Origin of the sequence: Paenibacillus sp. EKM206P (genome assembly GCF_011066155.1) — a bacterium.
GTDB classification, from domain to species: domain Bacteria; phylum Bacillota; class Bacilli; order Paenibacillales; family Paenibacillaceae; genus Paenibacillus; species Paenibacillus polymyxa_D.
Window position 1 is genome coordinate 60,338 of the sequence record NZ_JAAMNQ010000017.1, and the last position, 22,399, is coordinate 82,736.

Annotated in this window: 14 protein-coding genes and 1 pseudogene; 14 read left to right on the plus strand and 1 reads right to left on the minus strand. The window is 44.5% G+C overall.

All coding sequences use genetic code 11. The features are described 5' to 3' along the window. Positions 1-50: 50 nt before the first annotated feature. From G9G53_RS23725 to G9G53_RS23790, 14 genes are all read left to right on the plus strand, one after another. Positions 51-944, plus strand: coding sequence for a helix-turn-helix transcriptional regulator (locus G9G53_RS23725; RefSeq protein ID WP_165150659.1), 894 nt, complete (start codon positions 51-53; stop codon positions 942-944). A gap of 322 nt (positions 945-1,266) precedes the next feature. After that, complete coding sequence (locus G9G53_RS23730; protein WP_029515279.1) at positions 1,267-2,235, plus strand: LacI family DNA-binding transcriptional regulator; 969 nt, start codon at positions 1,267-1,269, stop codon at positions 2,233-2,235. 311 nt (positions 2,236-2,546) lie between these two features. Further along, complete coding sequence (locus G9G53_RS23735; RefSeq protein ID WP_185156377.1) at positions 2,547-3,497, plus strand: ABC transporter permease; 951 nt, start codon at positions 2,547-2,549, stop codon at positions 3,495-3,497. Positions 3,498-3,510: 13 nt separating this feature from the next. Then, positions 3,511-4,407 carry a carbohydrate ABC transporter permease gene (locus G9G53_RS23740; protein WP_069012408.1) on the plus strand — a complete coding sequence of 299 codons (897 nt, stop codon included), beginning with the start codon at positions 3,511-3,513 and terminating at the stop codon, positions 4,405-4,407. A 124-nt stretch (positions 4,408-4,531) separates the two neighbouring features. After that, positions 4,532-6,157 (plus strand): ABC transporter substrate-binding protein, encoded by a 1,626-nt coding sequence (locus G9G53_RS23745; RefSeq protein ID WP_165150663.1) that lies wholly within the window; start codon positions 4,532-4,534, stop codon positions 6,155-6,157. 25 nt (positions 6,158-6,182) lie between these two features. Continuing rightward, entirely contained in the window at positions 6,183-8,651 is a 2,469-nt protein-coding gene (locus tag G9G53_RS23750) for a PfkB family carbohydrate kinase (RefSeq protein WP_029515272.1), read from the plus strand. Further along, a complete protein-coding gene (locus tag G9G53_RS23755; RefSeq protein WP_165150665.1) occupies positions 8,648-10,921 on the plus strand; it encodes a GH32 C-terminal domain-containing protein in 2,274 nt (757 codons plus the stop codon). Before G9G53_RS23750 ends, G9G53_RS23755 begins: the two co-directional genes overlap by 4 nt. 189 nt (positions 10,922-11,110) lie before the next feature. Then, positions 11,111-15,112 (plus strand): GH32 C-terminal domain-containing protein, encoded by a 4,002-nt coding sequence (locus tag G9G53_RS23760; protein ID WP_165150667.1) that lies wholly within the window; start codon positions 11,111-11,113, stop codon positions 15,110-15,112. 447 nt (positions 15,113-15,559) lie between these two features. After that, the gene (locus G9G53_RS23765) at positions 15,560-15,778 is read left to right on the plus strand and encodes a hypothetical protein (RefSeq protein ID WP_165150669.1); all 219 of its coding nucleotides are present in this window, start codon (positions 15,560-15,562) and stop codon (positions 15,776-15,778) included. 100 nt (positions 15,779-15,878) lie between these two features. Then, positions 15,879-16,946, plus strand: coding sequence for a tyrosine-type recombinase/integrase (locus G9G53_RS23770; protein WP_165150671.1), 1,068 nt, complete (start codon positions 15,879-15,881; stop codon positions 16,944-16,946). 113 nt (positions 16,947-17,059) lie between these two features. After that, positions 17,060-19,108 (plus strand): site-specific integrase, encoded by a 2,049-nt coding sequence (locus tag G9G53_RS23775; protein WP_165150673.1) that lies wholly within the window; start codon positions 17,060-17,062, stop codon positions 19,106-19,108. A 25-nt stretch (positions 19,109-19,133) separates the two neighbouring features. Continuing rightward, positions 19,134-19,673 carry a hypothetical protein gene (locus G9G53_RS23780; protein WP_165150675.1) on the plus strand — a complete coding sequence of 180 codons (540 nt, stop codon included), beginning with the start codon at positions 19,134-19,136 and terminating at the stop codon, positions 19,671-19,673. A 49-nt stretch (positions 19,674-19,722) separates the two neighbouring features. Continuing rightward, positions 19,723-21,510 (plus strand): site-specific integrase, encoded by a 1,788-nt coding sequence (locus G9G53_RS23785; protein WP_165150677.1) that lies wholly within the window; start codon positions 19,723-19,725, stop codon positions 21,508-21,510. Positions 21,511-21,637: 127 nt separating this feature from the next. Continuing rightward, entirely contained in the window at positions 21,638-21,955 is a 318-nt protein-coding gene (locus G9G53_RS23790) for a hypothetical protein (RefSeq protein ID WP_165150679.1), read from the plus strand. Here G9G53_RS23790 and G9G53_RS23795 read toward each other — a convergent pair. After that, positions 21,955-22,288, minus strand: a pseudogene (locus G9G53_RS23795) (transposase); the annotation flags it as partial. The gene G9G53_RS23790 and the pseudogene G9G53_RS23795 overlap by 1 nt on opposite strands. Positions 22,289-22,399: the final 111 nt, after the last annotated feature.

Genomic DNA, 22,399 nt, shown 5'->3' on the forward strand with positions numbered 1-22,399 from the left:
AGAACCGAAACAAGAGTAACTTTATAAATTGAGGAGGGTGAAATATTGCTGTGAATCATGGGGAGGGAAACGGGAAAGAGAAGCAGTCCTCGATATCTTTTCACTTTATAACACCTATGCCCTATATCTTGTTAAAAGGTGCTGGATATGAGCTGATTACTTCGCATGATTATATCTGGGATGGACGGAACCGTACCGGAGACCATTGTGTGCTTCAATATACATTGAATGGTCGCGGTGAGATTGAAACGGGGGGGAGGAGACATTCCCTCGAGCCGGGGGATGCTTTTCTGGCTGATGTTCCGGGCGACCATATCTACCGTCTCCCCTCTGATTCTCCCAGATGGGAAGTGCTTTACTTCGAACTGTCACACTTGGCGCTGCATCTCCTCCAGGAATGGCTGGACATAAGCGGCTACATTTTCCGGATTGAGCCGGGGACCGATTTGGAGCATCTCCTGTGGGTGACTTATCGGGAAGCTATTGAGAACAGCTACCGCGATATGTATCAGTGCTCACGGGCTGCTTATTCACTGGCCATGTCACTGGCGAGTCATCTTGTCACTCTTGCCAGCAGCGTCCCATTGCCTCCGGTTGTAGAACGCTGTAAGACCTTCATTGACAGTAATCTGCATCGGAGCATTGGCCTTCAGGACATGGCGGAGGTCTCCGGATGTTCTAAATTTCATCTCACCCGTGAGTTTGAGCGCAAGCTTGGCCTCTCTCCCGGCCGCTATTTAACTCGTATGAGGTTGGAAAGAGCGGCTGCTCTTCTGCTGGAGCCCGCAAATCTGACATTGGAGCAGGTGGCGGAACAGTCCGGTTTCTCGAATGCGAATTATTTCGGCAAAGTGTTCCGAAAGTATACAGGAATGGCTCCAGGCGAATTCCGCATGGAGGGCGATTTGTATCAAATTCGGCGGTTGATCCGGAGCGATCAATGAAAATAGGGTCTTGAAGATAGTAACAGGTTGCCGAAAATTTCGGCAGCCTTGTTTTAAAGCGGCTTAAAAGAAAAAAGAAGGGTCACGCAAACACTACGTTAATGATTAGGGGGGCGATTGACTCAATAGTATCGATGACAAAAAGATCCCCGTCCCGCCGGAATGGAGTTGGTACTCCTCAGCGGTTCGATTGAATCAGGTGGCACGAAACTCAAATGCGGGGTAGCAATGAAGAAAGTTAGAAAAAAAGCGCTTCAAAGATTATTGAAACGTTTCCAACTTCGTGCTATTATAATTCCCATAAGAGATATGGGGGGGTTAAATGCCAAGTATTAGAGATGTAGCTAAGATAGCTGGTGTTGCTGTGGGAACGGTGTCCCGCGTTATTAATAACTCGGGCTCTGTAAAACCAGATACACGAAGGAAAGTGGAGAAAGCTATACAAGAACTGAATTATTTTCCTAATGAAGTCGCTCGAAATTTTAAAATGAGGAAATCCAAGATGGTAGCCTTGCTGCTTCCAAGTATCTGGCATCCTTTTTTTTCTGAACTGGCTTATTACATTGAGGATGAGTTAGATCGGGAAGGCTTTAAGCTCATGTTATGTAATAGCGGCGGCAAGCCAGAAAAGGAACTGTATTACCTGGATATGCTACGTCAAAACAAAGTGGCTGGTATTGTCGGCATTACTTACAATGATATAGAAAATAGCGTAAGCAATGACATTCCGATTCTAAGTATTGACAGACATTTCAACAAAAAAATCACTTGTGTGACCTCAGATAATTATGAGGGAGGCCGTCTAGCTTTGAGGGAACTTGTTAAGGCAGGGGCCCAAAAACCGGCCTTTATAGGAAGTGTAACTTCAATTTTTAGTGAAACCATGAATCGAAGAAAAGGTTTCATTGATGAGGCGAAAAAATTGGGTGTAGACCATGTTGTATACGAGAAACCAGATCCTATTGTGGACGACGAAGCCTATTTTGGCGAATTTCTATCTAAGCATCGGGATGTGGATGGCATTTTCGCTATTACCGATATGTTTGCCGCCAAATATATAGAAAGAGCAGGTAGGCAGGGTATTCGAGTTCCAGAAGATGTAAAGGTCATCGGTTATGACGGCATTCAGGATCATCGTTATTTTCATCCGATATTGTCTACAATTAGGCAGCCAGTGGAGGAGATGGCACGTCTGACAATCAGACTACTGTATCAAAAGATGGATGGTATAACTTTAGATCAGCAAGTGTATCGTCTCCCCGTTATCTTCAGGCAAGGCGAAACGACATGAGTTTTATTGTATAAATATTAGCTCATTCAGTTGGATCTCAGTCTGGATCTGCAAACTCGCCTTTTTTTTATAATAAATTGGAAACGTTTCATTTGACAATCAGACTACTCTGTTAAAAGATCCAAGGAATAAGTTTGGATCAGCAAATGTATCGTCTCCTGTTATCTTAGGCAAGGTTGTTTTTGACTTTGGAAAAACTTCAGCTCATTCGGTGGATTTATGGTATGGATCACCGACTGAAGTTTTTCTTTTAATAAATTGGAAACGTTTCAAAAATGAAAATATTCTTTTACAAGAAAGGGAGTGTAATGATGAATTCAAGAACTAGTGAGTGGGATCATTCTACGATCAAGCCAAATCGCAAAATATGGAACCAGATCAAACGTAACTATGAACTATATCTGTTTTTGCTGCCAATCATTATTATTTATCTCGTATTTAAGTACTATCCAATGTATGGAATACAAATTGCTTTTAAGGATTTTTCACCAAGTCGGGGGATTTGGGGAAGCGAGTGGGTAGGTTTTAAGCACTTTATTGATTTTTTCGATTCCTATAACTTCTGGACGATCATGACCAATACGCTTACACTCAGTGCTCTATCGCTTGTGTTTAGCTTCCCAGCTCCGATTATTATAGCGATTATGCTCAATCAGATGCTGGCCAAGAGATACAAGAAAATTGTACAGACTGTAATTTATGCACCACACTTTATTTCTACCGTAGTGCTCGTCGGTATGCTTAATGTTTTTCTGTCTCCAAACAGCGGAATTGTGAATCACATCATCACTTGGTTTGGAGGGGACCCCATTATGTTCTTAGCCGACGAAGGGTGGTTCCGCCCTTTGTATATTTTATCAGGGGTTTGGCAAGAGACAGGTTTTGCTACCATCATTTACCTTGCTGCGTTGGCAGGGGTCAATCCAGAATTGCATGAAGCCGCGATCATGGATGGAGCAAGCAAATGGAAGCGCGTAATGCATGTGGATATTCCAAGCATTTTGCCGACGATCGTCATCTTATTGATTCTCGCACTCGGTAACATTATGGGTATCGGTTTTGAAAAGGCTTTCCTTATGCAGAACGATTTGAATTATGCCACCTCCAATATCATTCCGACCTATGTTTATGAAATCGGGATTCAAAAAGCACAATACAGCTTTTCTACAGCAGTTGGCCTGTTTAATTCAGTTGTAAATATTATCCTGATAGTCACCGTCAACCGGATCGCAAAAAAATTGACGGAAACCAGCCTGTGGTAAGGGGGAGTTCATTTTGAATCAATTATTAAAGAGAAAAAGCAAGGGAGACATGTGGTTTGACATCGTCAACTACGTCATGCTGACCATAGTTATGTTGCTTGTATTATTCCCGCTGTATTTTGTATTGATTGCTTCACTCAGTGACCCCAATCTCATCTACTCAGGTGAAGTATGGTTCTTTCCAAAGGGTTTTACGCTGGATGGATACGGGCGAATATTCAGCGATTCATCTATATGGATTGGATATGCCAATTCGATCTTATATGCGAGTCTAGGAACATTAATCGGAGTTGCCGTGACCATATGTGCAGCTTACCCGTTAGCTCGTAAAGGACTGGCAGGAAAGTCGGTGATAATGTGGTTTTTACTGATCTCCATGTTTTTTAGTGGGGGGTTGATCCCGACCTATTTGCTGATTAAAGATCTTCACATGCTGAATACGATCTGGGCACTTGTTATTCCTGGAGCGGGAGGTGTGTTCAATGTCATTATCGTAAGGACTTTTTTTCAGTCGACCATCCCGGATGAAATGTGGGAGGCCGCTTCCATTGATGGTTGTTCCAATACCAGATTTTTTTGGAGCATCGTATTACCTTTGTCTAAGTCCGTTATAGCCGTAATGGTACTGTATCATGTTGTCGGGTTCTGGAATGGTTTCTTTGACGCTTTGATTTACTTGAACGATGAAAGCAAGTATCCATTACAACTGGTCCTTCGCAACATTCTTGTCCAGAATCAGGCCAACTCGAGCATGATGATAGACGTGGAATCCTATGCAGCGAAGATGCGCGTTACAGAGCTTATCAAATATGGTGTCATCATGGTATCCAGCCTACCGTTGCTGATTTTGTATCCTTTCCTGCAAAAATACTTTGTTAAAGGCGTGATGATCGGCTCGATCAAAGGCTAACATTGTCATGGTGCCTGAAAGGGGGAATGTGCAACAGAATACCTAAATTCAGCATTCAGACAAGTAAATAACTAGGACAAGGGAAGTTCTCAGCTTGTGGACTGACATAAGGAGGTTATGTACGATGAAATTATTCAAAAGGGCTGGAATTCTAATGCTGGCTGGAGTGTTTGCTCTTAGCGGATGTTCGGGAGGCGGAGGCGAGTCAAAAAATCAGACGGTGAATCCAGATCAGGATGCAAATTTTAATAAAACCGGTCTTCCGATTGTTAAAGAAGCGGTGACATTAAAGATGGTATCCCCAAAAGCTGCTTTAGCGCCAGATTACTCGAAAATGGAAATATTTAAGCGGCTGGAAAAACAAACAAACGTAAAAATTGATTGGGAAAACATTCCAGACACTGACTTTGCAGAGAAGAAAAATTTGTTGTTGGCCAGCGGAGATTTGCCAGATGCCTTTTACGGAGCTGGATTCACAGATTACGATCTAATCAATTACGGTAAAGACGGAACCATTATTCCGCTGGAGAATTTAATTGATAAATATGCGCCTAATTTGAAGACGCTTCTCGATCGACGGCCTGATATTAAACTAGCCATCACAGCGCCAGACGGTCACATCTATGGGCTGCCGTCGTGGGAAGAGAATAAGCTCGATACCAACCCCTTCTTTCACGTCATCAATAAAAATTGGCTCGATAAACTGGGCTTAAAATTACCTCAAACGCTGGACGAATACACGCAGGCTTTGATTGCCTTTAAAACGAAGGATCCGAACGGCAATGGCAAGGCTGATGAAATCCCATTAAGCTTTATGCACATGCAGTGGTGTAGTGACATTGCTGGCATATTCGGAGCTTTCGGTCTTCCGGATAATTTGGAACATCGGATCGTCCGCGAAGGTAAAGTGATCTTTACCGCTACGCAACCTCAATATAAGGAAGCATTAAAATATATTCATGATAACTGGTATAAGCAGGGGCTGATTGACCCTGAATCGTTCACCCAGGATGCCGCTCAGTATTTAGCAAAAGGCAAAACACCAGATGAAACGCTCGGCTCCTACGTTTGGTGGGAAGTCGAAGAAGTTGTCGGACCGGAGCGTAGTAAGGATTATGCTCTGCTGCCCCCGCTTAAAGGCCCAAATGGAGATCAAATGATTGGTCGCAACAACGGCGGCGGTCCGGGACGAGGTAGCTTCGTGATTACAAAGGAGAACCGTTATCCGGCAATGACGATGCGTTGGATCGATCAACAGTATGACCCTTACATGGCGGCTCAAATTCACTGGGGTCCGTTGGATGTCGTATTCAAGAAGGACGAAAAAGGAAAATTGGTGAACCTGCCGCTTCCCAAGGGAGTCTCCGCAGGTGAATTCCGTCAAAAAGTGGCTCCAGGCACAGGAAATCCGGGCGTCATTACTTTCGATGACTTCGGAAAAGTTGTTGATATGGAACCCCGAGCTCAGAAGCGTGCTGAGTATTTGGAGAAATATTACACTCCATATATGAAAAAGGAAAACTATGCGAGCATCTTCTTTGAACCGGATGAACTAGATAAAATCAATCGGATTGAGCCAGAACTTATTAAATATGTAAATACCCAAAGAGGCAAGTTCATCGTCGATGGCGAGGTAGATGAAAAGTGGGACAGCTATGTGAAGACACTCGAGAAGATGGGGCTGAACGAATTAATGGAGATCTATCAAAAAGGGTTGGATCGATATAATGCAAATTTAAAAAATAAATAATCAAACGATAGGTGGGGAGAAAACTGTGCTTGATGTAATAACCATTGGGGAAGTATTGATAGATTTTACGCCATCAGGTCGTACCACGGGAGGCAACGAGCAGTTTGAATGCAATCCTGGAGGGGCTCCGGCTAACGTAGCAGCTGCTCTATCCCGTTTAGGAGCTAGAGCGACATTGATTAGCAAAGTTGGGGATGATCAATTCGGTTCCTTGCTGCACGATACCTTGATGAACGGCGGCATCGACGTGTCTGCGCTTACGTTTACAGATGAAGCCAATACAACGCTGGCATTTGTTCATCTGGATGACAACGGAGACCGATCGTTCAGCTTCTACCGGAAACCAGGAGCGGATACATACTTGCGCACGCAGGATGTCCCATTCGATAGGATTGAAAACTGCCATGCACTGCACTTTGGTTCTTTGTCGATGACCCATGAGCCGGCCCGTACGGCAACAAGAGCGGCAGTTGTGAAGGCTAAAGAGGCAGGAGTCCTGCTTTCATTCGATCCGAATATCCGGTTTGCTTTATGGGAGAGTAAAGAGGAAGCGAAACAGAATATCCTTTGGGGCATGAAGTATGCAGATATCCTGAAAATATCGGAAGATGAGCTCCACTTTATAATGGGTACAACTGATGTGGAAAAAGGCTCGCTAGAGCTGCAACAGCAATTCGGCATCGCCGGGATCTTCGTAACTTTAGCGGAAAAAGGCTGCTATTACCGATTAGCTGATCATGACGGATATGTGCCGGGTTTTCAAGTAGAGGCCACTGATACGACAGGAGCCGGCGACGCTTTTCTGGGCTGCTTGTTATATAAGATACTGAAAGCCGGTGTTTATTTGAATCAGCTGACCAAACAGCAAATCATCGGTATGCTAACTTTTGCTAATGCCGGCGGTGCATTAGTAACCACACGGAAAGGGGCTCTTCAATCTATGCCGACGACAGATGAAATTACCCAGATAATCGAGACAAATAAACAGCACGATGATGATAGATTTAGGCCGGGTTTTCATTTTTCACCTCACTCCCATTGGTTGAATGATCCCAACGGATTAGTCTATTACGAGGGAGTCTATCATCTGTTTTATCAGCACCATCCTTATAGTAACCAATGGGGACCAATGCACTGGGGTCATGCTGTAAGCCAAGACCTGGTTCATTGGGAGCATATGCCTATCGCTCTGTTCCCGGATGAGCATGGCGCTATTTTCTCCGGTTGCTGTGTGGTTGACTGGAATAATAGCAGCGGACTGTTCGATGGTTCCCATGGATTGATCGCACTCTTCACTCATGCAGACAGCTGTCCGGAGACCGAACAACCTCGCCAGCGGCAAAGCCTGGCTTACAGCAGCGATAAAGGCCGAACTTGGCACAAATATGAGGAGAACCCAATACTCGACGAGCATGATCTGGTCGACTTCCGGGACCCCAAGGTGTTCTGGCATTCGCCAAGTGCATCCTGGATTATGGCTCTTGTCGCGGGAGACCACGTTCGGTTTTATCGTTCCGACAATTTGCGTGAATGGTCGTTGTCAGGCGAATTCGGAAAGAGTGAAGGCTCGCATGACGGAGTTTGGGAATGCCCTGATCTCTTTGAATTGCCGGTTGATGACAGCGGACATTCCAAATGGGTACTTATCATAAGCATCGGAGATAATCCCAACTGTCCAGAAGGCTCACGCACGCAATACTTTATCGGAGAGTTCGACGGAAATACGTTCATTAATGACCATCCGGCCGATCATATCCTGTGGCTGGATTATGGCCGGGACAATTATGCGGGGGTCACCTGGTCGGATATAGCTGAGCAGGACGGACGGCGTGTGATCATCGGATGGATGAGCAACTGGAAATATGCTAACCAAACGCCTACCGGGGCCTGGAGAGGCACAATGACTCTGCCTCGCGTCTTGTCATTGACCAGTCGAGACGAGGGCGTAGTTCTGACCCAAATGCCTGTTCGGGAAATAGAGCAGCTGCGGAAAGGAACGCTCTGCTGGAATGAGGTTAAGGTTACGCCAGAGGTGCCGTTTACGCAAAAAACGAATGATGTTCTGCTTGAAATTGAAGCGGATATCGACATTCGTTCCGAAGACGAGGTTCATATTAAAATGAAGTCCTCTGGGCAAAGTGAGACTATTATCGGTTATGACCCTGTGCGCCAATGGCTATTCATCGACCGCTCGAAATCGGGCCTGAGTGATTTCCACCCGTCGTTTGCGTGCAAGCACGGTGCTAGAATGGTTTCGGAGAATGGGAAGATCAAGCTGCATATCTGGCTGGATCGCAACGCGGTTGAAGTGTACGCGAATGAGGGCTTGGTTGCACTGACGGATCAAATATTCCCTGATGCTCCGATGGATCGTATTGAGATAAGTGCGAAATCAGGGGAAGTTGTAGTGAACTCGTTTTATATGCATGCTCTTAACTCCATTCATATTCCTAATGGTCCAACGGAGCAGACATCCAGGAGGGTTGAAGTATGAGCCATGCAACCGATAATCGGGGATTGATTATGTATTGGGCCTTCAATGAAGGAACCGGTACAAGCGCTCTGGAGAGCGTATCCCAAGTCCAGGATAATATCCAGTACGTGTTTAACCAAGCGGAGTTTACTCAACCTTGCCCTCCACGGTGGAGACAGGGGGTAATTGGAAATGGGCTTCTGTTCGATGGTTATTCGACTTACATTGCGCATTCGTTCGATGAGGGAAATCAGAACACCGAGCCAGAGTATCGATCAGCGTTAAGCATAGGAGTATGGGTAGCCCCACGCTCCTATGAATGGGGGGATGATGGCAAATTGTCCGCCATCGTGAACCGCTACAACCTGGATCGCAAGCAGGGTTATCTGCTCGGCATGTTCCGTCACGGTTCCTGGTCCTTCCAAGTCGGGCTGGAAGGAGGAGACTGGAAGGAACTTTGGTCGCCGGACGGCCATGAACTGCCCAAGAATGAATGGTCATACGTGAATGCTGTGTTCGATGGGAACCAAGGGGAAATCAAGCTGTATTTAAACGGCAGTGAAATCGCTTCAGCTGCCGTGCCTCGTGGTTCCCGCCTGGCTGAGGCGGCGGACACGGATCTTCTTATCGGCAAGAATAACCATAGCAGCCTGCTGGCGGAAGTGTTCAGCCTGCACATGTTTAGCGGTATCATTGATGAACTCAAGATTTATAATCGGGCGCTGAGCGCGGAAGAAGTGGCCGCTTCTTATCGGCATGTGCTGGATACCTTTCATGAAGGTATCCGGCCACAATTAAACTATGACGAGATCAAGCTGGACCGAACGCCACTGCTACTTGATCGGCACAGACCGCAATATCATGTTAGCCCGCCGGCCCATTGGATGAACGAACCTCATGCACCGATCTATTTTGACGGGCAATATCATTTGTTCTATCAGCATAACCCGCAGGGGCCGTTCTTTCATCAGATCCATTGGGGACATTGGGTAAGTCAGGATTTGGTGCATTGGCGTGATCTACCCGTGGCCCTGGCGCCCGAAAAGGATCAGCTCGCACCGGACGGGATCTGGTCGGGAAGCGCAACCTATGATGCTGACGGACTTCCTGTCTTGTTCTTTACGGCAGGTAATGACAGCGCTTCTCCGAATCAGAGCGTAGCGCTTGCCCGAAGCACTTATACCCTTGACGGAAACCCGGATCTGGTTCAGTGGGTCAAACATCCAGAGCCGTTGATCGTGCAGAAGAAGGGAATGGGCGCATTTGGGGATTTCCGAGATCCATTCGTATGGAAGGACGATGACGGCTGGTATGCTCTGGTCGGGTCCGGAATTGAAGGTGGAGCAGCACTGGCATTTGCGTCACAGGATATGCTGAATTGGACGTATAAAGGGCCGTTTTTTAAAGCGGATATTCAGAAGTTTCCTTACCTTGGACCCATCTGGGAGCTCCCTGTGCTTCTTCCCCTTGGCAGTGACAAGCAGGGAGTGAACAAACATCTGCTGCTTGTCAGCCCTGTGGGGAAGGGAGCGGATGTCGAGGTGTTCTATTGGATCGGACAACTTGACAAGCAAAATCTTTCGTTCATCCCCGATCAAGAAGAGCCTCAATTGATTGATGTCGGGGATTTCCATTTTACCGGACCGAGCGGAATGGTTGATCCGAAGACCGGCAGAAATATCGTCTTTACGATAGCCCAAGGCGACCGGACCTCCGAGATGGAATATAAGTCGGGTTGGGCTCATAACGGAGGCTTGCCGTTAAGCGTGTATTTGAGGGATGACGGACGTCTGGGAATAGAGCCGATTCAGGAGCTTCAATCGCTGCGTGGCCCTAAGCGGCTATCGCTTCGGGACCAGTCATTGGCTGAAACTAATGTGCAGCTTAGGAATGTTCATGGTGACATGCTTGAGATTCAATTGGAATTGGAGCCCGGCAGCGCCAAAAAATTCGGAATCAAGGTCCGTTGTACGCCGAACGGAGAGGAAGAAACTCTGCTGTATTATGATTGGAATCAAGCGTTGCTCATGGTCGACCGCTCGAAAACGACCCTGCATCCTGGAGAAAAGTGCGGAGGGATTCAAGGCGGTAAGTTGGAGCTGCTTGGGGAGAATCTGAAGCTTCACATTTATTTGGACCGCTCCATGGTCGAAGCTTATGCAAGCGGATTGAAAAGCCTGACAACCCGGGTATATCCGAGCCGTATGGATGCTTTGGGACTCGAGATTTGGGGAGATGGAGAACCGTTTGTTAAATCCTTGGATATATGGGATATGCAGTCCGTTTGGTAAGACGGTTGTTTAGGCGCTCCTTACGAATGGGGTATGCACAAATGATCAAGAAACTTTGCATTCCTCCGTTTGGAAACGTTTCATTCATATTCTCCCTTCTTCATGACTATTCATCTTTGTACAAGGAGAGCATTTCGAAATGAGGTATCGATGTTCGCAAGTATAACAAGTTTCGAAGGAGGCTCGAGAATGAGGAAAGTCAAAAGAGGAAAATGTTGGATATCGGGAATGGTTATATGGGCTATGGTGCTCCAGCTTGTTGTTCCGGGAATCTCTGTCGCGTCCGAAAATAGAACTGTTGCTGGAGAAACGCTCATTCCTAAGAATGATGTGAAATCATCGGTTACGGATGCGATTTATCAAATCAAGAATATTCCTAAGAATGACATGGGATTGTCAGTTACAGATTCAGTCTATCAAATCCGGAATCCTGGATTTGAAACAGGAGATTTGACGGGATGGACCGTTATCAAAGGCGATGCGTTCGGTCCGAATAGCGTAACCGACGAAACGACTTGGTGGGCAGAAAAAATACCGTATAACCAGGAAGGAGCTTATCATTTAAACGGCTGGAAGTATGACGAATCTGCGACAGGTGTACTTCGTTCCAGCACTTTCGAGCTGGGCGGAAGCGGCTGGATCAGCTTCAAGCTTGGCGGTGCAAAGAACCCAGACAAGGTATTTATAAATATTGTGGAAGTCGATACGGGACAAGTTATTGCCCGATACGGAAATAGCGCATTCGCCGACGTTGGCTTCCCGGATCCTGCGCAGGGCATGCGGCTTGCCAATATGGTGCAATACAAGGCGGATCTTTCCACACAATTGGGCAAGAAACTGTATGTGGAGGTCGTCGATAATGCAACCTCGGATTGGGGAGTCATTTTTGCGGACGCATTCTCCATGTACCATGAGTCGGAGCCAGCTGAAGGAATTGTTGCGACGGATATCAAGCCGGATTTCAAGCGCTATGAAATCGATAATCCAAGCTTTGAAACCGGAAATCTCGATGGCTGGACGGTTGAGGAAGATGCTTTTGAAGTGACTGATGAAGCTCATGCGAGCAAAGAAGGGAACTTTTATGCCAAATCCTCCCTGCAAGGAAAGGGCTCCATCACTTCTAATACTTTCACGCTTCAGGGAACAGGAACAATTAATTTTACTGTTTTGGATATCCTCAAACCGGAAAATGCATATGTTGCACTTTTCGATGCGAACAGCAACACATTGCTTATGAAAACCGGGAATGTCAGCGCGAACGAGAAAATCTCATGGAAAGTGCAAGAACACTACAACAAGAAGCTCTATGTAAAGGTTGTCGATCATTCCAATGAAGCCAGCATTGCCGTTGATAGTTTCCAAGCAAGTGGTAGGGGGACTATTTTCTACTTAAACCTTGATGAAGGCGCAGGAAAGAAAGCGTTGGAGAAAGTACACAATCTTAGGCACGATGTGAACTATGTATTTAACAACGCCAGGTATATGGCATCGAAGGATCCGAGATGGACTCCGCGTGGAATAAAAGGCGGCGCCTTATTGTTCGATGGATCCTCGAATTATATTGAGGTCAATGCAAACGTTACTGTGCCTGTAAGCGACGCGTTAACCATCGAAGCTTGGGTTGCACCGCGTAGCTATGAGTGGGGAGACGGAAACAAGCTGTCTGCGATCGTAAACCAATCCGACCAGGATAAAGCGGAAGGCTTTTCTCTTGGTATGTATCGGCACGGTACATGGTCGATGCAAGTAGGCATCGGCGGTCAGTGGATTCAGGTATGGGTAAAGGATCACCCGTTGGAAAAATACAAGTGGAATTATGTGGCCGCTACTTTCAGTAAAGAAGATGGAAAAATTAAGTTATATCTAAACGGTGAGGAAGTGGCTTCCCAAGCAACCCCCGTCAACGTTCCGATCACACCATCTACCGAAAGCCTGATCATCGGGAAAAATAATAAACCTGTAGAGTTAGCAGGGGTGTTCTCCTTCAATATGTTCAGCGGACTCCTAGATGAAGTGAAGCTGCATAATAAAGCCCTTACGAACCAGGAGATACTTGCTGGATATGAGAGCGTGAAGGCGCTTCATGGAGGTTCAATTCCGAAAATTCCGAATGCGGACATTGATGAGGATCCAAGTGTGTTTGACGGAGATCAGCACCGACCCCAGTACCACGCGATGCCTCCGCAAAACTGGATGAATGAAGCACATGCACCGATTTACTATAACGGCAAATACCATTTATTTTATCAACATAACCCGCAAGGTCCATTCTGGCATCAAATCCACTGGGGGCATTGGGTGAGTGACGATATGGTGAACTGGGAAAATGTAAGACCTGCTCTTGCGCCCGAAGCGGGCACCCTAGATCCGGACGGCACGTGGTCAGGCAGTGCAGCGTATGATCGAAACGGCAATCCTGTTCTGTTCTATACCGCTGGCAACGACTCCTTGTCGCCGAACCAAAGAACAGGGTTGGCAACTCCGGCGGATTTGTCCGATCCCTATTTGGAAAAATGGGAGAAATATCTTAAACCGGTAACGGAGCAGAACGGAAAAGGCATCCACAACGAGTTCCGCGATCCGTTTGTATGGTACGACAAAGAGGTGGACAAGTGGTATCAGTTAGTGACATCTGGTCTTCCAGACTTCAGCAGCGGCACAGCTTTGGTGTATGTATCCGATGATATGTACAATTGGAAATATAAGGGGCCGTTATACGTTAGTGACAGAAGCCGTTATCCGGAGTTGGGTACGGTATGGGAGCTACCAGTGTTATTGCCGTTAGGCACGGATAGTACGGGCAAGCAAAAATATATTTTCATGATTAATCCCCATGAAAAGCCGGAGCATGTTCCTCCAGCGAACGATGTGCAAAGAGATGTTGAGGTCTTTTACTGGATCGGGACCTGGGACCGGGATAACTTTAAATTTATTCCTGATCAGGAGGCACCCTCCAAAATGGATGTAGGTGACGGCTATTTAACCGCAGAGAGCGGTCTGGTCACACCCGACGGAAGAACGGTCGTATTCTCTATGGTGCAAAATGTAAGAACACCGCAAGCCGAATATCAATCTGGATGGGCTCATAATTTATCTTTGCCGGTTTCCCTAAGCCTCGATAAGTATGATAAATTGCATATCGAACCGATTAAAGAACTGCAGAGCCTTCGAGGGGAAAAATGGGTTGATTTTTCGGACAAAAATTTGGAGAGTGCCAATCAATTGATTAAGAATGTCAAAGGCGACATGCTAGAGATTGTGATGGAGATTGATCCGCGTGAAGCCCAGAAATTTGGTCTCAAGGTGCGACGCTCGGAAAAAGGCCAAGAAGAGACGCTCATTTACTACGACAAGAAGAACGGGACGTTTAATGTGGATCGAACCAAGAGCAGCATTGATCCGGATGTGCGTGTAGACGGCATTCAAGGAGGATATGTAGATCTTGAAGGAGAGAACTTGAAACTCCATATCTTTCTTGATCGCTCGGTCATTGAAGCCTTTGCAAATTACAAGAAGAAGCTGACAACTCGTGTCTATGTAGGCAGATACGACTCCTTAGGCTTACAGATCTGGGCCGATGGCGATATCAATATCAAATCCATGCAAGTATGGGATATGAATGCCTTAACGGGTAAACCGGCTGCTCCGGTCTATGTACCCGATAAGTGGGATAATTCTGTGTATAAGGATATTACAGAGCTGCCTAACCATGATTTTGCTACGGGCGACTTAACAGGATGGATGACGGAAGGAGACGCCTTCCAGAATGTCCATGTGACCAATACCCAGTTCTTCTGGGACAACATTTTCTTCAACCCGTCGCATAAAATTCCGGGCAGCTACCATTTGTGGGGCTTCAACGAGCAAGCCGGCGGCGACAGCTTAACCGGAGCGCTAAGATCTCAAAATTTCGTCCTTGGTGGGAACGGTAAGATCAACTTCCTTATCAGCGGAGGCCGGGATATAGATCGTCTGTATGTTGCGCTGGTTCGGGCGTCGGACGACAAAGAGTTATTTAAAGAGACAGCGACCAATTATGAGGAATATCAACGTAAGATTTGGGATGCGACGGATTATATCGGGGAGGAGCTTTATATAAAGGTGGTTGACCACTCCAAAGGCGGGTTTGGACATATTAACGTCGATGATTTTAATGTACCTGTTCAGGTAAAGAAGAAAACTAACAACTGACTCTTGTTAATACAGAATACCCGTGAGTCCTGTAGTCACTCCAAGCAAATCGAATAGTCAAATAGCTTATCATTCGAAATGGCATCGGTATTGTATCTGATTCTGGAATTGAGCTTTTGATAAATGGGAAGTAAATAATGTAAATCTCGAAACCCCTTATCTTATCTATGGATAGGGGGTGAATTATTGTTGTCAGAATGCAACGTATTGTGTAGAATTAAAGAAAATTATGGAAACATAATTGAGGTGGGGGTGGTCCCTCTATACTCAACTTATACAGAGGAATGAATAAAAATGCTTGGGAGAGGGGGGGAGTGTGTATATAAAGAGCTTCTGAGCATAGCACAGCTAATGGGGGAAACAATGCGATTGGTTGGGTATGCCCGATACTACAAATCCCTTAACATTGATGGTTTACATTACATACATCAAGTAGAAGGTACCCAAGTGATCGCTATTGTTAAACCAAATCATAGTACTCATCATGAAGCTACAACATTTTTAATGAATCTATTATTAACGGAAAAGCTAAAAATGAATACGGTTACAGGGCATGCCCAGAATCTGAAAAAGTTCTTGGATTACATGATGTTCTGGAGGCTAGAGGAAGATTTTGAACATATCCATAATATCGAAGTAAAAGCAGGTAAGACCGTATCCTATTGAAGTAATATTACTGGGATTTGCGGATTACCTTCGATGTATTCCAAAAGGTTACAAGCCATTTGAAGATTTAAAGGTGGCGACTCACGGGATTCATTGGTCTATGTTAAAGAATATCCCCCTTAACAAACATGCAATGGCAGAAGGGAAGCTATCAACCGTAATTCGAAGCAGTCATAACGATTTAAAGAAAACCAACTGGTGTGAGTACCCGTCTGGTGCACTTGCTCCGATCATCTATACTGCATGTGCATATCTGAAGTTCTTGCGTGATAGAACAACAAGATTTAAATACCTGCCATTAGAGCAGGTTCCGAGAAAAGAAATAAGAGATAATCATTCATTAATAGCGGGTACTGCGGGTAGTAGGGTGCGGATAGTGTTTGATGTGGAAAATATTGCTCGAGATTCCGGTACTGCAGGACCTGGAGGAGGGAAGAGCAGGCAAGCCTCTCCCATTAACCACGACAAGGTCTTTAGTGAGACCGAAGCAGACATGTTCTTTGAATTGATCGATCCGTATGAAAATGCTTTGGATCTTCTTCTCTTTGCGATATTGCGTTACTTTGGATTACGCCCTGGTGAAGCAGCTGAGATTCGAATTGAGCCGTCAACAATTCCTTCCAACTTAAACGTGTATCATACAGCAAGAGAGGAATTAACCGAGTCTCTTTCCGGGAACTTGCAGTTTATAAAAGAACGCGGGTTGCGGGGGAATTGGGTCATTGATACGGGATGGAAAACGAAGGCTTCCTGCAGGGACGTGGCGTTGATAACTCACAAAACAATTGATCCATTTAGCAGGAAAAATATCCGATTTCCAACACAAGAGGAGTTCACTGATCTTCTGTATTGGGCACTTCTTCAGCGGCGGGAACTTTTGTCTTATTACACAAGTGAAGATCATGGCTATCTATTTGTATCAGAGTCAAACAATTCAAAAGGGAAGCCATTAAGTAAGAAAGGCGTTTACAGTAAGTATAATAATTTGGCTGATGACTTATTTCAACGAACTGGGGGAAGCGTAGACCTACGTTCCTACTATCCACACACCTTCCGACACTTATTCGCGACATCACTTCTCCTAAGATATCGCAGACCATTCGAAGAGATCAGCAAGTGGTTGGGGCATTCTTCTGTCGTGATTACGCGCGATACATATATTCATTAGATACCTGAGTCAAATAATGACACAGAAAAAGGTAAAGTAGATCATTTAGGGAGGGTATTTATGCGACAGGCGGAGATCTCAGAGGGAATCCACGCGCATGAGGAGGACTCGGAATGACACTAGAATGGACTCCATTATCGGAATTTCGCAAATTTTTAAAAAACACGCTGCGTTTGAATCATGTGAATCAAGTATTTTCTTCTATAAAAAATCCCGTCCTTCAATTATTTACTACATTTCCGGCCCCGGATAACTGGTTAGCTGTACCGCCTGAAGAGAGACCAACCTTTCGGCATCGCGACAGTCGAGACCTATGGTATGTCATTTTCTGGGCTTGGCATACAGGTTTTTGCAAGGGAAATGATGTAGTAGCACAATATCGTCGAAACGACTTGGTTTGTTACCTGTCAACCAGAGGTCGTGTTAATCTGTCGGATTTCCCCGTCAAAATGGGCCTCCTCAAAAATTCAGAAGCAGAAAACATCCGCAAAAAAGACTCAAACCGTATAGGTTTGTTCAACAAACTATCTATACACCTTCTAGGTGTTATGAAACCGCTGGGCGATTTCACGGAAGAAGATATAGCGTTAGTGGATGTAATGCGTCCGAACGACAAACGTTATAACGCCAAGTGTTTAAAGGACATTCTTTTTGAGCTTGGATATTCGGATGAACCAGGAAGACGTAGGCAAAGAATACTGTTTGACGATTGCTGTGAGCATCCAAAGTGGGGGGATATCGCACGTGAGTTTCGCGAGCATTTAAAACGAAGTAATTCGCTAGACTATTATATTCGTAAAGCGGGCAGTGCTTTGCATAAATTTTTCAAATGGCTTGACCAGCACGGGGAGTCGGATGCTTCATCTCTCGAGTATGAAGATTTTCTCGATTTGTTTGATTACATTTCAAAGAATAACGATGGAGAGGAGTTTTCAGCTAAGTATACCGGGAACAATCTTCTACACATAAAGTTATTCTTTGATTGGGGGAAAGGTTCTCATACATTTTTTCCAACATACGTTGACTGGCCCAGTGATTTATATTCTGGAATTCATCGTGAGGCCCAAGAAGAAACATATTCCGGTGATGGCCTCGCTTTTGATGACCCAAACTTCCCGATGCTCATGAAGGAAGCAATTGAAAATTATCATCCCGAAGATGATGTTGAAGTTTTATGTCGCGCTTTTTGGTTAATTATTGCCTCATCACCGGTGCGTAAAACGTATCTGCTCAATCTTCAGGCTGAAGAATGTATGCTGCCATTGCCTAATGCTCCATCAGCGGTAGGATTATACAGCCCATATTCAGGTATTGAGAAAGCTAAACATCGTAACGGCCAATTTCCTATAATTGATTCTGCAGGTCTTAGAGCGGTCGAATTTTTACAGAAAAGATCGAGCGATAAAGCCTTCCGACCGATACGGAACGAAAGAGCGGATGCATCGTATGTGCATCTTTTTCAATTGGAGAAATATCCCTGTATTTTGAATGTAAGACAAATATATAGGTTTTTTGACAAGATAGCAGAATTTATTGGACATGGAGATAAAAAAGGGAAGGCTCATGGTTACAGACACTATCTCATAACTCACATTGCAATCGAAACCGGGAACAGTGAGTTAGCACGACTTGCTGCAGGTCATGAAAATCAAACCATGCTGAATCGATACTTACGAAGTAATCTCTCCCGTCAAGCATTGTTATTTGCTACTATTAAGAAATATCAGGATGGTGAGATTGCGGGACGGTTTATTTGGCGAATCTTCGAAGCACTTGCCAGCGAACAAACTGAGCCTGACGAATTGATAAAAGCTTTGGGATCTGAAGAGCTATCTTTAGATGAATTCTTTGCAAAATTCGGGCTTCCAGCTCCTACAGGTGTAGGAAGATGTTTAATACAGGGGGCTTGCCTTTTTGAGGCAAAGTGTTTTTCCTGTCATCATTTCGCCATACGAAAAAGTGAAGCAGCACAGGCATTTCATACTTTGGCCAGATTAACCAAGGACATGTGGAACATGATGCGAGGCAGTCGGGATTTTACAACCAAAAACGCCAAGGCGGCCGGATTAGCTACGCAAATAGCGTTGCTTGGGGATATGATTCGGCATTTCGGCTATAGTGACGAACAGATTCAAATAGAGGTTATCAGTCGACTAGTCTGAGCTTAGATTGGAAAGAGGTGAAATCGTGTCGCAAATATTAGCTTGGCAATCCCTGAGATTTGGACCCATTACTGTAAGGCGAAAGGGACAATTCGAGAGTAGAGAGCATCTGACAAGATCGGAGTATGAACAATACAGATCGGCAGAGACTTGGGGACGGGTTGAACCTATTTTATCAAGCTCCTTAACGGATTTGGTACAACCCACAATATTTTTCAAGTTACCCGGCACCCAAAGAGATTACGTATTACTGCTTGCCATTTTACAACGGATCAGTTTGCCTTTAGAGATCGTATTTCCAACCAAGACCGAATTCAATAAATTTCCTTTTCCCGAGTTACCGAATTTTGAGTACTTTGATGCGCTTTACGATAAATACTATCCGGTATTGTATCCGATGGATAGCGAAAAACAACTACAAAAGGCAAAGAAAAGGATTCCTTTGCTTCGAACTGTAGTTTGCTTATGGTTCGCAGGTTACGCCCTTAAGGAAGGGTTAGAGGGTAATCATATTATTACTTCCTCTGTATTAGCAAAAGCAAGTAAGATCGCTAAAATATCATAGAAGTAGTTTAACCCTCCTAGGTAAGATGTTAGCTAAAGAAACAGATTCCTTGATTGAAAATAAACCGGTCATACCTTGCGATGAAGCGGAAAGAAGTCTCTGGATAGCCGCGGGAATATATCCAACCCAAACGCCGTTTGAGGAGAGTCTCTATACCTTTGCATTTTCTTACTTGAGGCAACGTGTGAATGATTCAATAACTGATGATTATTACGACGATGAAGGAAATTTACTTTTCAGATACGGTAAAAAAACTATAAGCATAAATTATTGGAAAGCGATAGTCAAGTACATCCGGTATTTTGCAATCAAATGTCGATCAAAAGGTCTTACTGACATAAGCGAGAATTCAATATCAGAAGTATACACAGAGATTTTTGGCCAGATGAAGGGACAAGAAGATAAGACGTTTTTCCGAGTGGCGCTTCGACATTGGCTTAGGTGGCTTATAAGAACTACAAATGCTTCATACAACATAGAACGGATTATGCCAAGACCTAGACGTGTTATGTCAAAAGATCATGGACGAGTATTTAGTATGTCCAAAGCTTATATTCTTGTGCAGACCTTAATGAACGATCAAACTCCTTTAATTAACGAGAACATTCTGATGGACTTTCGTCATAGGCGGGCTTGCCTGTTGATGTTATCAACTGCAGCAAGGCCTCATGAAATAGTTAATTTGCTTCAGAATGCTTTATTTATAGATTCGCAGGATAATTCCTGGATTCGTTTTCACAAAACCAAGACCATTCGCAATCAACCCGATCGAAACGGCTATGAATGGGTTCATCACGCTCTAGTGAAGAGCGATGCTACAAGATGGTTTAACGAATTGATTCATTTTGCCCCATCAGAACCTATATTTTTTCCAAGAGAGTGGGGTGGGGATGGCCTTACGGAACTTCGTTTACTGGCTTCAAAACATAATGATGGCCCTATACGAACTAGCGGACTGTATAATTTTTTAACTCGCATTCAATCGAAGTTATGGCCTGAACTTAGGAAGCCATATTTCACACCCCATAATCTAAGAGCGCTCCATCTTACTTATCGGCGTATCTTAGGAGACAATGATGAGCTACTAGAGAGGCAGGCCGGACATAGTCATCCTTCCTCAAAAAAGCCTTATACGGAAACAATGCCTGCAGAAGAAGTTGCAAAGTTTGGTCATCTACTTCAAAAAGGCGTTTGGAGAAAGAAACCGGAAGGGGAGGATGCTGATAAGACAGAAGGGGCTGGAATTTCGTCTACTGAATATGTAGCCATTGATGAGATAACCGAAATTTCATCTAAGTTTGAGGTCACGCCTCAAAAGCTAGATGAAGCATATAAATTAACCCAGAAAATTATAGAGGAATCACCACGTTTCCAAGGTAAAGTTATTGATTTGGAAGATGAGTTACACGAGGTTAACGTAGGTGGTTATACGCATAATTGTAATGCACATGTCTTGCTAAACTGTGGTCATACACCCGGGCATTGTAGAGCATGTGATGATTATAGTCCTGATGAGGGTACAGAAGATGCGCACAAGGCCGACATATTTCGTGAAATGTTGCATTATTACTATTGTCTCGATGCAGAGAAAAATTTCAAGTCCACAGGACAACGAAAAATGGTTTTTCAGAAGGCTGAGGATATAAAGGAACGGTTGAACAAAACAGAAAGAAGTCTCTGGGTAAATAAATTTAAAATGCCGCCAAATGAGGCGAAAAAACTGCATTCATTGCTCTTTAAGAAAGCAAAGGCATACTTTCGTGAACAGTCTAAAGAGAAGCCTAATCCAACTAATGCAGAAGTGCTTTGTTATATTTTAAGTGGGGAGGTAAAGTAAATTGGCTCGTCCGGTTTCTTTCAGTAGCAGCGACTTGGCATGGGAATGTGCACAAGTAAAAAGAAAGCTTTTAAATGATGTCAAAAAGGGGTGATTATCGCGTCTTTCAAAATCAGATGTGTACGATATGATTGCAAAACGCCCGCGAATCAGATTGAAAAGCTCGCGAATGTTGTGGACGGGTTCCTATAAGGAATATTTGGGAAAATGGTTCACCAAATTGAATGAGGAAATACAATTAATCCTAGACTCGGCCTCTGAAGGAGAACCAACGATTACAAGTCCTGAGATTGTAGCCCAGGAGCACCGGGAATTGCAAGCCAAGCTTACTCATTTAACACAGCTTATAAGTACGTATAAAGATGCTTTGGACGAATTACGCATAGAGAACGAACAGTACCGAGAATTAATCAGCCAGCGTTTCGGAGATATTGACTTATTCTAATGATCCTGAATGTCCCGTGTACTGATACCCTTCGCATACATATGTGCTCCTCAATGCCGGTCACATTCGTTTGATTTTTCTTCACGACTACAGGTTCAAATTCTACATCACCGTATTCGGAGGTTACGGTTTTCTTACTGTTGTAGCCGTCGCGGCTGTTTCTCGTTTGTTTGTTTTTACATCATGTTTCTCATAACCGGGATGCGTATCCAGTTCGGCTTCTAATGCTTCTTGAAGTACATCTGCAAATAATTCCTTTAATGTCCATTGAATATCTTCTGCCGATTGAAAATTATGCTCTTTTACGAATTGACGTAATTCTTGTTTTGACAATAATCCGCTTCAGGTCACCATGTGCTTATTCCTCCAACTTTGATCTAGTAGTCAGTATTGACAAATTTACCTCAGTTGAAGTAAAGATTATGTCCAAACTAAATTGTTACT